Genomic DNA, 11,364 nt, shown 5'->3' on the forward strand with positions numbered 1-11,364 from the left:
GGAGTGTCGTAGGACACGGCGGCGCGCGGACCACCTCCGCTCGCGCGGAGAGAACGGCTCGCTCGGCTGCGAGAGCTTCAACGATCGCGGACCACCTCCGCTCGCGCGGAGAGAACACTTACTGACCTGCACTTAAAGACCACCGTTACCATTCTGCAACCTCACACTGCGGTGCGGGTGAACAGCGGTCATGGAAGCAGCTTAGAGGGGCTCCTCGCATTCTGTCGGTGGCATGTGATGCGGTGGGCGATGACAGTGCTGCCGTTTTGGAGCTGCTCATGCCGCCTCAAGGCCCTCCACAGATGTTGAGTGTTGATGCGCGCCTGTGGGGCAAGCACGCTGGGCTCCCAGCCCCTTACCCTGCGGTCTGTCACCTCGTCGACACCGCTGCAGTGGCCGGAGCCCTCTGGGATGCGTGGGTTGATGGACTTCCCGCACTTCAGTCTGGTCCCTTCAGCAAGATCTCCAGAGAAGAGGCGCGCTCTCTTATCTGTTTCTGGGCTGGCCTGCATGACCTGGGGAAGGTCTCTCCGTCGTTTCAGGCTCTTGTCGAAGAGCTCTACGAGGACCTCGTTGCTGCAGCGCCTGAGTATGGGCTGGACGATCCGGTTCAGGGGCTACGCCACAACGAGGTGTCGCAGTGGATCTTGGCGCAGCTCTTCCAGGAGCTGGGCTATCCAGGGGGGCCGTCGGCTCGGCGTCATGTCGGCCATCAGATCGCTCAGATGCTCGGCGGGCACCACGGCGCTTTCTGCCCGGCGCTAGCTGCGAGGGATCTGCGTGATCCTCGTGGGGCTCGGGACGGCATTGGCCAGGGCGTGTGGGAGGAGCAGTCTCGGTCCCATGCTTTGGCCCTACAGAAGTTGACCGGGGCGTGGGAACCGCTGCAAGAGCGGCTTCCGGTTGCGCTAGCGGTTGCAGTCACGGGCCTGGTGATCATCGCGGACTGGCTGGCCAGCCAGGAATCGTTCATCACAGCGCGGATACCCGCACCCGACTGGGTGGCCTCTGAGGAGGCGCTGCTAGCGCACTGGCAACGTGCGGTGGCGGACGCTCCAGAGGTTGTGCGCCAGGCCGGCCTGGGGCGCGCGGTGTTCCGCGACAGCTCGTTCGAGGAGTTGTTTCCGTTCAAGCCCAACCCGCTTCAGGCCTCAGTGGCGAATGAGCTGCCTGCGATGGTCGGGGGGCCGGGGTTGCTGCTGGTGACGGCTCCGCCGGGGGACGGCAAGACCGAGGTGGCGCTGTTTGGGACGACCGTACTGGGGCGTGCCTGCGGAACGGGCGGGCTGGGGTTCTGCCTGCCGACCATGGCAACGACCGACGCGATGCACAGTCGTGTGAAGGAGTTCTGTGAACGGGCGCTGCTGGAGGACGCGGCGCTGACACGCGTTCACAGCATGGCGTGGTTGTCGACCGATACCGCAACCGACAACGCAGCGGATGCCGCGGGTGCCGAAGCGGTGGTGACCGAACAGCCGGCCTCGGTCGAGGCGACCCGTTGGCTGCATGCCAGCAGGCGCGGCCTGATCGCTCCGTTGAGCACATTCACCGTGGACCAAGGCCTGACGGGCGTGCTGCCGGTGAAGTACGGGATCCTGCGATTGTTGGCGCTATCGGGCAAGGTCGTGGTCGTCGACGAGGCGCATTCCTACGACGCGTGGATGCATCAACTGCTGGTGCGGCTGTTGGAGTGGTTGGGTGCGCTGGGCGCTCCGGTAGTGCTGTTGTCAGCCACCCTCACCGGTGCGTCCGCCCGGGCTTTGGTGGAGGCCTATCTGCGCGGTGCCGGCCACCACGCACTGACGGAGCCGGTCGCCACCCGGTACCCGGGCTGGTTGTTCGCCGATGCGGCCACGGGACAGGTGAGCGCTCCACGGCAGGTACGCAGTGAACGGGAACGCGCGCTTCGGTTCCAGATTCGCCCCGTCACCCGTGGCGATGACGTCGACCGCTCAGACCACCGACTGCAGGTCATCAAGACGCTGCTGGACCCGGTCGTGCGTGATGACCGCGGATGCGTGCTGATCTGCTGCACGACGGTTCTGGAAGCCCAGGAGACCTACGAACATCTCGCGCGGTGGTTCGCCTCGCTGAGAGAGTCGGGGTCCGAACCACCGGAGTTGAGGCTGCTGCACTCGCGGTTCCGCGCCGCAGACCGCGCCGCGATCACCGACGCCTGCGAGAAGGACTTCGGCAAACGGGGACAACGCCCACACGCGGTGCTGGTGGCGACGCAGATCGTCGAGCAGTCCCTGGATCTGGACTTCGACCTGCTGATCACCGACCTGGCTCCCATGGCGTTGCTGTTGCAGCGCGCTGGCCGGTGCCAACGGCATCGCGGCCAAGACCAGGACCCTCACCAGGGACGCCGCCCTCGGTGGATCGAAGCCGACCCCCTCATGGTCGTTCTGGACCCGGTGGACCGCAGCGGCGAGTTCGTCGTGCCCAAGGAGTGGGGCACGGTCTATGACGAGTCGCTGCTCCGCCGCACGAGCCGTCTGCTCCAAGAGCAGGGCACGGCCGCCGTCCAGGTGCCCGGTGATGTGCAGCGACTGGTGGACGCCGTCTATGACGCCGAGTTCGCCTCTGTCAGGGCGTTGGATGATACGGCCGCTTCCGCTCTCCAAGCAGCCGACGGGCAACGGTTGGCCGAGCAGGCAGCGCAACGGCAGTTGGCCGAGATCGTCGGGATCGATCCGCCTTACGAGCGACGCCTCCATGACCTGTGGAGGCTGAGCAACACGTCGGTACCGGTCGACGAAGCCATGATCGCTACCCGATTGGGCGCTGATTCGGCACGTCTGGTCTGCCTCTACGAACAGGCTCCCGACCGGTGGACCCTGGATGAAGAAGGCCAGTTGCCCGTCCCCGGCCTCCACGGCAAGACACGGGTCACCGCGCCTCAGGCCCGTCTGATCGCCCAACACGTGATCCCCGTGCCGGGCAGTTGGCTGAGCGACGACGCCGACCTCCTGGATGCGCCGCAGTCATGGCAGGACAACTCGGTCCTGCGTGGCTGGGCCTTGTTGGCGATGCGTCGCGCACCCGAGGGGGGTTGGGCTGGCCGCATACGGACAGGACCAGTCCAATACCACCCAAAGACCGGCCTAGCCCAGCTCCAATTGCCTAGGTTCGGTAGCTGAGCGTCCCGAACCCATCACTTCGGGCTTCACCCCCGCCTGCGCAGGGACATCCGTACGAGTTCGGAGCTGCTGGCCCACCTCCACGGATCACCCTCGCTCGCGCGAGGAGCGCAGCAACAGCTTAATGACCTGCTTGTTCCGCCCCTAGACGAAGGGTGCCGTGCAATGCGACCAAGCTTCGACCTGGCCACGCGCCAGTGGGCCGAGGTGCGTTGGCGCTCCCCCCACCCCGACCGCCCGCCGCGCGTCGGACTCCAGGATCTCCTCCTGCACGCTCACGAGATCGAAGCCTTGGCCATCACGCCACCGCCCGCGCTGTCGGCGCTCTACCGGCTGCTTTATGCGTTGACGGCCCGGATCACCGGTCTGGATGAGGATCGCGACGATGAGGACTGGGAGGACCGCCGCTACCAGGCCCTGCAGGGGCCGCTCCCCGCTGAGGCCGTCCGCGGCTACTTCCACCAGTGGGCGGACCGCTTCGACCTGTTCTCCCCACGGTTCCCCTTCCTGCAGGATCCCCGCCTGGCCGACCCCGACGTCTGCCCCAAGAGCGCCGGGGTGAACAAGCTGGCCCTGGGCCGTCCGGCCGGCAACAACTCCGTTTGGTTCGGTCACCACTGGGACCAGTCGCCCATCCCCCTGCCCGCCGATGAGGGTTTCGCGGCTCTGCTGGTATGGCTGTACTACGGGCCTTCAGGTCGCTGCAGCACCCGCAGCCACGGTGCCGTCAGTGCCGCCGACGTCGCTGCCGGACCGCTGCGGACCAGCCTGTCCTACCATCCCGAGGGCGACACCCTTCTGCAGACACTGCTGGCCGGGCTCACCCCGCCACCACGGGGACTGCGCAGGCAAGACGACCCCTGCCCCTGGGAGCTGCCTGAACTCCCCGACCCGCTCGCGGCCCCCCGCGAGCCCCACCCCTACCCCGGTCCTTGCTCCCGCCTGACCGGCGGCTGGCAGCACGCGCTGCTGCTGGTCCCCGACGCCACCGGCGACCAGGTCGTCGACGCCTACATCACCTGGGGCCGCCGCGCCAAGCAGCCGTCCACCGGCGACGCCTACCTCATCCACCAGCTCAGCCAGCAAGGCAACCTGTACGCCCGCCCCGCCGACTCCGGCCGTGCCCTATGGCGCGACCTGGACGGCCTGCTCCAACTCGACAACACCACCACCGCTCAGCCCCGCCGCCCCGCGGTCTTCGACAACCTCGACGAGCTCGGTGCGTTCAAGGTGCGGGCGCTGGGTTTCGAGCAGGACGGCAAGACCCGCGACATCCAGTTCGTCTCCGCCACCACACCCCCGCTGCTGTTTCGGATCAACGACTACGACCCGCGCACCGCCCGCCGCATCGGCGACCTGCGCACCGCCGGCGAGCTGTACGGACGGCGCCTCGACTACGCCGTCAAACGCGCCTGGGCAGCGATCACCGACAGCAAGCTCGGCCCCTGCCCGTGGTCCGAACACGCCGCCGCCACTTACTGGCCAGCCGCAGAAGAGATCTTCTGGCAGCGGATGCGCCGACAGGACTTCCAGGACCCCTGGCGCACGTTCCGCACCGCCGCCACCACCACGTTCGACCACGTCACCGGCTCCCGCGTCCGCGACACCCGCAGCGCCCGCGCCGTCGAACACGCCCGGCTGGAGCTGTACGGCGGCCGCCGCAAACCCCAACGCCAGGCCTGACCCGACGTCGACCCCCGGCAGGACACCATGACCGAACACGTCCCACCCGCCCCCTCCGACCGCCGTCAACAAGCCGAAGACTTCGTCGCTCGCGTCCACCGGCTATGCGACGAGGACCCCGGCAAGCGCGCAGCCCTGCGCAGCGGCCTGGGGCGCCCTCTGGACCGCTGCCACCGCATGCACCCGGCCCTGGCCGGTCACGTTCCCTCCGGCAGCGACAACTACGAGCGCGCCTACTACGCGGTCGCCGCCATGATCGCCTCGCTGCCGCCCCACGCCCGCGGCTCCGCCCCCGACTCACCCGCCCGCGACTTCGGCACCTGTCTGGCCGAAGCCGTCGGCCGGGCGGCTCTGCGCGAAAGCGCCGCCGAAGCCCGCCTGAGCCTGCTCACCCGGCAGAGCACCAACGGCCTGCACCGCCACCTGCCCGCCGCCGTCCGCGCCGTGGCCGACCACCCCGCCGCCGTCGACTGGGCCCAGCTCCTTTTGGACCTGCGCGGCTGGGACGACCATCGCGGCCGCATCACCCGCCGCTGGTTGCAGTCCTTCTACCGCACCCGGCTGCGCGCCGAACAGCAGGCCGCCCAGGACGCCGATCGCGCCGACCACACCCCCGACGACTGATCCACCCCACTCAGCGACAGGAGCCCGCCATGCCCACGATCCCCGGCCGTTACCTGGAACTCCACATCATCCAGGCCATCCCCTTCGCCAACCTCAACCGCGACGACACCAACTCCGTCAAGACCGTCACCTGGGGCGGCGCCGAACGCACCCGCGTGTCCAGCCAGTGCTGGAAACGCGCCATCCGCCTGCACCTGCAGCAGTCCCTCGGCCAGGACACCCTGCGCACCCGCCGCCTGGCCGAGTGCCTGGCCCAGCACCTGCAGGACCAGCACCACTGGCCCGCCGAACTGGCCGAACGCGCCGGCCGTCACACGGCGGTCGCCAGCAGCGTGGGAGCCGAACCACCGCGCAAGAAGAAAGACGACGACACCAACGGCACCCCCGACGCCTGGTCCACCGCCGCCATGGTCTACATCCCGCACACCGCCATCACCGAACTGGCCGACCTGGCCATCCAGCACCGCCAAGCCCTCGAAACGGCCAAGGACCCCGCCAAGTTCGAACGCAAGCACAGCGTCATCCCCGGCAGCGAAGTCGACGCCGTGCTCCGCCGCCGCAACGGCATCATCAGCCTGTTCGGCCGCATGCTCGCCCAGGTCGACGACGCCCACGTTGACGGCGCCGTCCAGGTCGCCCACGCCTTCACCACCCACCAGACCGACGTCGAGATCGACTACTTCAGCGCCGTCGACGACGTCACCGCTGCCTGGAAGGACACCACCGGCAGCGCCCACATGGGCCAAGCCGAGCACAGCGCCGGCGTCCTGTACCGCTACATCGTGCTCGACCTACACGACCTGCACGCCAACCTGGGCAGCGACGACGACGCCCACGAGCTCTCCGCCGCCCTGCTGCGAGCGGCGCTGCTGTCGCTGCCGCACGCCAAGAAGAACTCCACCGCCCCCAACACCATCCCCCACCTGGCCCACCTGACCGTCCGCGCCGACCGCCCCGTCTCCTACGCGGGCGCGTTCGAACAGCCGGTCCGCGCCGACCGCCACGGCGGCCACAGCGACGCATCGGTCACCGCCCTGGACCACTACGCCGCGGCCGTCCAGCGTCTCCTCGGCCCCACCGGCCTGCTGTACAGCGCCCACGCCACCCTGTCGGGCCGCGACATCACCGCCTTGGGAGAACGCGCCGACTCCTTCGACGACCTCATCGACAACGCCCTCGCCACCGCCCTGCCCACCAAGGCGACGGCATGACCCCCACCGCAGGCCTACTGATCCACCTCAGCGGGCCCTTGCAGTCCTGGGGCGAACGCTCCCGGTTCAACCAACGCGACACCTCCCGCGCCCCCACCCGATCCGGCCTCATCGGGCTCCTGGCCGCCGCCCTCGGCTACCGCCGCGACCACGAGCTGACCGACCTGGCCACCCTGCGGTTCACCGTGCGCATCGACCGGCCCGGCACCCTGCTACGCGACTTCCACACCGTCGGCGGCGGCATGCCCCGCGACCTGACGGTCATCACCGCCGAAGGCAAACGCCGAGCCCCCGACAAGGCCACCCTCACCTCCGACCGCTACTACCTGCAGGACGCTGCCTTCACCGTCGCCGTCACCGGCTCCGACCCCGCCGTGCTGAAAGCCTGCGCCCACGCACTCCGTCACCCCCACTGGCCGCCCTACCTGGGCCGCCGCTCCTGCCCGCCCAACGCGCCCCTCCTGCTGGCCACCGCCGACGACATCGCCAGCGCTCTGATCGACCTTCCCCTCGCCCGCCGGCGCCCCCGCACCGGCGGCACCGTCGACGTCGAGTTCCGCGCCGACGCGCCCCTGTCCCACACGCCTTGGCCACCCGACGCCGACGACACAGCCGACCAGATCTACACCGAAAGCCAGGACGATCCCCTCAGCTTCCACCCGCACCGCCGGCAGTACCGCGCCCGCCCCGTCTACCGCCGCCTGCTGCAACTCCCGGCCGATCAGTGCGCCGGGCTCGGCGTCGACTACCTCCAACGCCTCAGCGCGCACCTGTCCAACGTCCACCCCATCGAAAGCGCCCCGACCACGCCATGAACACCGACCTGTGGATCACCCAGATCGTTCCCGATCTCCGCGACCAGACCGTCATGGCCGATCTCCGTGACGTCGGCAGACTCCACCGCCGCATCATGTCCCTGTTCCCCGACGACCTGGGCTCTGCCCCTCGCAGCCAGGCCGCCGTGCTGTTCCGGCTGGAGGAAGCCCCTTCCGGCTTCACCCTCCTCATGCAGAGCGCCCTGCAACCCGACCTGCGGCAGCTCCCCGCCTTCTACGGCAACGCCCGCTGCAAGGCGTTGGCGCCACTGCTCAACCACCTGCACAGCGGCGCCACCGTCCATTACCGCATCGTTGCCAACGCCACCCGCAAACTCGGCAAGAACACCACCGCTGGCCGTCCCAAAGCAGTCGTCCCCCTCCACGGCGCCGAAGCCGACCAATGGTGGGTCCGTCAAGCCGAGACCATCGGGCTCCTGCTTCACAATCTGCAAAGCGCCCCCCTCAGCGACGCCACCGGCCGCCGCAACGGCACCCACAAGATGACCCACGCCCGCACCCGGTTCGACGGCACCGCCACCGTCACCGACCCCACCGCCTTGATCCAGCACCTGCGTACTGGCATCGGCCGCGGCAAATCCTTCGGCTGCGGACTGCTCACTCTCGCCCCCGCGACCCGATGAACACCCACGCCCACCGCAACGCCCGACAGCGCCTCGCCGCCCCGACCGCCGCCATGCTCCCCCGCATCGGCGACTCCCTGTCCTTCCTCTACATCGACGTCGCCCGCATCGTCCAAGACGACACCGGCGTCAAGGCGCTCATCCAACAAGGCGACCAGCATCAGCGCATCGCACTGCCCACCGCCGCATTGAGCTGCCTGCTCCTCGGCCCCGGCGCCTCCATCACCACCCGGGCCCTGGCTACCCTGGCCCGCCACGGCACCACCGTTATCTGCACCGGCACCGCCGGCGTGCGCTGCTATGCCGCGCAGATCCCTGGCTCCCTGCCCACGCGCTGGCTGGAAGCCCAAGCCCGCGCCTGGGCCAACGACGCCGAACGCACGATCATCGCCCGCCGCATGTACGTCCAGCGCTTCGGTGACACCGCGCCTCCAGACGCCACCATCGCCCAGCTCCGCGGCCTGGAAGGCCAGCGGATGAAGGCCCTCTATCGAGCCTTGGCCCAGCAGAACGGCCTGAGACCCTTCAAACGCTCCTACGCCCCTGACGACTGGGACGGCCAGGACCCCGTAAACCGAGCTCTTTCCGCAGCCAACACCTGCCTGTACGGCATTGCCCACGCCGCCGTCAACACCCTGGGATGCAGCCCTGGCCTGGGCTTCATCCACACAGGCACTTCCCACTCCTTCGTCTACGACATCGCCGACCTCTACAAAGCCGAACTCACCATCCCGCTGGCCTTCTCGCTGCACGACGCCACCGACCCTGATGGCCAAGCCCGCCGCTCATTCCGCGACGGCCTCCGCCTGTTCCGTCTCCTCCCCCGCATCGTCGCCGACATCCAATCCCTGTTCGTCCCCGACGACGGCACCCGCCAAGAAGACGCCCTGGACGCCACCGAGGAGCTGGTGGACCTATGGGACCCCGACTTCGGCCGCATCGCTGGCGGCACCAACTACGGCCAGGAGTGACATGGCGACCATGACCGTCATCGCCACCACCGCCATTCCCGACCACCTCCGCGGCGCCCTCACCCGCTGGATGCTCGAACCCATGCCCGGCCTGTACGTCGGCACCCTGTCCGCCCGTGTCCGCACCGAACTGTGGTCCGCCATCACCGCTTCCATCGGCGACGGAGTAGCTGTCCTCCTTCACCCCACCGACAACGAACAGGGCTTCGTTCTTCACACCGCAGGCCAACGCCGCCGTTCCCCCATCGACTTCGACGGCCTCACCCTCATCGCCCTGAACCCGGTGGAGCAAGATAACGAAATGGCAAACCCATAGAAGAGCTGCAGGTCAGTAAGTGTTCTCTCCGCGCAGGCGGAGGTGGTCCGGTCGTCATCCCGCAGTTCCGCCGCCAGACCGCGTTCTCTCCGCGCAGGCGGAGGTGGTCCGGAGCGGATGATCGTGATCGCGGGCTATGTGTTGTTCTCTCCGCGCAGGCGGAGGTGGTCCGGGACAGGCGCGGTGACCACCGTCGACACCCTCGTTCTCTCCGCGCAGGCGGAGGTGGTCCGGGAGGAACGCAGTGCAGATCACGCGCCAGGTCGTTCTCTCCGCGCAGGCGGAGGTGGTCCGTAGTACTTCGACGGGACCGCGTGCGTCGGCTCGTTCTCTCCGCGCAGGCGGAGGTGGTCCGCGCACGCAGGAGCTTGGCGATGCCGTAGTTGTGTTCTCTCCGCGCAGGCGGAGGTGGTCCGTCGGGGTCGGCGCCGTCGTGGTCGATTTCGAGGTTCTCTCCGCGCAGGCGGAGGTGGTCTGAGGCGATCGCCGCCGCCGCGCAGATCCTCGCCGTTCTCTCCGCGCAGGCGGAGGTGGTCCGTCGTAGTTTCCGGCGCCGCCCGCCGACACCCGGTTCTCTCCGCGCAGGCGGAGGTGGTCCGTGTTCGAGGACGGCGAACAGGTGGCGGGGATCGTTCTCTCCGCGCAGGCGGAGGTGGTCCTCACGGTGCGCCGACCCAAACACGTCAGCGGGTGTTCTCTCCGCGCAGGCGGAGGTGGTCCGATCCTCGCCGGGCTCGGGCCTGCGCTCGCCCAGTTCTCTCCGCGCAGGCGGAGGTGGTCCGTTCCGGCTCATCACCCAGGTCCCGCTGATCGGGTTCTCTCCGCGCAGGCGGAGGTGGTCCGTACAGCGTCACCAGCCAGCAGGCGCGTGCGCTGTTCTCTCCGCGCAGGCGGAGGTGGTCCGTCGTCCCAGTCATCCTGATTGATGCGGATGTGGTTCTCTCCGCGCAGGCGGAGGTGGTCCGGGCTGCGGTGCGGACGCGCCGATCGAGTGGCCGTTCTCTCCGCGCAGGCGGAGGTGGTCCGGCGCCGCCGGGCCTCGGGTCGTGGTGTGGTCGGTTCTCTCCGCGCAGGCGGAGGTGGTCCGGCGGCACAGGCTCCCGGCCGATCCCCGAGTTCGTTCTCTCCGCGCAGGCGGAGGTGGTCCGCCCGTGATCCCGCGCGCGGCCAGCTCCTCCCAGTTCTCTCCGCGCAGGCGGAGGTGGTCCGAGTTCTGGGAGCCAGTGATCGAGAAGGCTCTCGTTCTCTCCGCGCAGGCGGAGGTGGTCCGCTTCCTCCGGCTGTACGGCCAGCGCGAAGACGGTTCTCTCCGCGCAGGCGGAGGTGGTCCGGACACCGCGGCCGCGCAGGAGTGGCGGCGGATGTTCTCTCCGCGCAGGCGGAGGTGGTCCGGACACCGCGGCCGCGCAGGAGTGGCGGCGGATGTTCTCTCCGCGCAGGCGGAGGTGGTCCGTGTGCGCACTGTGGGCGTGTCATAGCGGTGCGGTTCTCTCCGCGCAGGCGGAGGTGGTCCGCCGCCGCGCCGATTCACGTGCGTTCCCGGCGTGTTCTCTCCGCGCAGGCGGAGGTGACTCGTACAGGGCTGTTTTGTCAGTGGGGTCCGGTAGGCATTGGGGGTCCGTCCGTTGACCGTGCCCTCCGCAGTTGCGGCTTCACGGCTCAGCGGCACCACCAGAACTCCTTCTGGGAGTCGAGCTGTGAGGAGGACTAATGGTTACCGCACTGGTGTATGTGCCAGCCAAATCGCAGGAAAACCTGCGGATCGGTATCGAGCGGTCGATCTGGGGATGGCGAGAGGAAACCGTCGCCAAGGGCGGCACCCTGCAGGTGCTGAATGATCTCAGCGAGGGTGACTATCTGCTCCTAGGTCGTGTCCGGTGGATCACGATGTGATCCAGAGCAGGGTGCTGACCAGGGTGACGGCTGCTTGGTAGTGCGCGGCGAGTTTGTCATAGCG

9 protein-coding genes and 2 CRISPR repeat arrays (1 of these 11 cut by a window edge) are annotated in these 11,364 nt (G+C 68.8%); all 9 genes read left to right on the top strand.

The window, feature by feature from the left end; genetic code table 11:
* Window positions 1-116: a CRISPR direct-repeat array (repeat unit 28 nt; unit sequence GGACCACCTCCGCTCGCGCGGAGAGAAC); it begins 644 nt to the left of the window's first position.
* Between the two features lie 186 nt (window positions 117-302).
* The 9 genes from cas3 to HNR61_RS46150 all read left to right on the top strand — a co-directional run bounded on the left by cas3 (window position 303) and on the right by HNR61_RS46150 (window position 11,300).
* Window positions 303-3,143 carry a CRISPR-associated helicase Cas3' gene (cas3, locus tag HNR61_RS46110; protein WP_246445194.1) on the top strand — a complete coding sequence of 947 codons (2,841 nt, stop codon included), beginning with the start codon at window positions 303-305 and terminating at the stop codon, window positions 3,141-3,143.
* A 165-nt stretch (window positions 3,144-3,308) separates the two neighbouring features.
* Window positions 3,309-4,826: a type I-E CRISPR-associated protein Cse1/CasA gene (gene casA, locus HNR61_RS46115; protein ID WP_182849487.1), complete on the top strand. Its 1,518-nt coding sequence runs from the start codon at window positions 3,309-3,311 to the stop codon at window positions 4,824-4,826.
* Between the two features lie 27 nt (window positions 4,827-4,853).
* Window positions 4,854-5,450 (top strand): type I-E CRISPR-associated protein Cse2/CasB, encoded by a 597-nt coding sequence (casB, locus tag HNR61_RS46120; RefSeq protein WP_182849488.1) that lies wholly within the window; start codon window positions 4,854-4,856, stop codon window positions 5,448-5,450.
* Window positions 5,451-5,479: 29 nt separating this feature from the next.
* Entirely contained in the window at window positions 5,480-6,661 is a 1,182-nt protein-coding gene (cas7e, locus tag HNR61_RS46125) for a type I-E CRISPR-associated protein Cas7/Cse4/CasC (RefSeq protein ID WP_182849489.1), read from the top strand.
* Entirely contained in the window at window positions 6,658-7,476 is an 819-nt protein-coding gene (cas5e, locus tag HNR61_RS46130; protein WP_182849490.1) for a type I-E CRISPR-associated protein Cas5/CasD, read from the top strand. The genes cas7e and cas5e overlap by 4 nt, the downstream gene beginning before the upstream one ends.
* Window positions 7,473-8,120: a type I-E CRISPR-associated protein Cas6/Cse3/CasE gene (cas6e, locus tag HNR61_RS46135; protein WP_182849491.1), complete on the top strand. Its 648-nt coding sequence runs from the start codon at window positions 7,473-7,475 to the stop codon at window positions 8,118-8,120. Before cas5e ends, cas6e begins: the two co-directional genes overlap by 4 nt.
* On the top strand, window positions 8,117-9,091 hold the full coding sequence (cas1e, locus tag HNR61_RS46140; protein WP_182849492.1) for a type I-E CRISPR-associated endonuclease Cas1e: 975 nt from the start codon (window positions 8,117-8,119) through the stop codon (window positions 9,089-9,091). Before cas6e ends, cas1e begins: the two co-directional genes overlap by 4 nt.
* 1 nt (window position 9,092) lies before the next feature.
* Complete coding sequence (cas2e, locus tag HNR61_RS46145) at window positions 9,093-9,407, top strand: type I-E CRISPR-associated endoribonuclease Cas2e (RefSeq protein WP_182849493.1); 315 nt, start codon at window positions 9,093-9,095, stop codon at window positions 9,405-9,407.
* A 21-nt stretch (window positions 9,408-9,428) separates the two neighbouring features.
* A CRISPR array of direct repeats spans window positions 9,429-10,982; the repeat unit is 29 nt; unit sequence GTTCTCTCCGCGCAGGCGGAGGTGGTCCG.
* Between the two features lie 135 nt (window positions 10,983-11,117).
* Window positions 11,118-11,300 carry a hypothetical protein gene (locus tag HNR61_RS46150; RefSeq protein WP_182849494.1) on the top strand — a complete coding sequence of 61 codons (183 nt, stop codon included), beginning with the start codon at window positions 11,118-11,120 and terminating at the stop codon, window positions 11,298-11,300.
* The last annotated feature ends 64 nt before the right edge of the window (window positions 11,301-11,364 follow it).

Origin of the sequence: Actinomadura kijaniata, from assembly GCF_014138665.1 — a bacterium.
GTDB lineage: Bacteria > Actinomycetota > Actinomycetes > Streptosporangiales > Streptosporangiaceae > Spirillospora > Spirillospora kijaniata.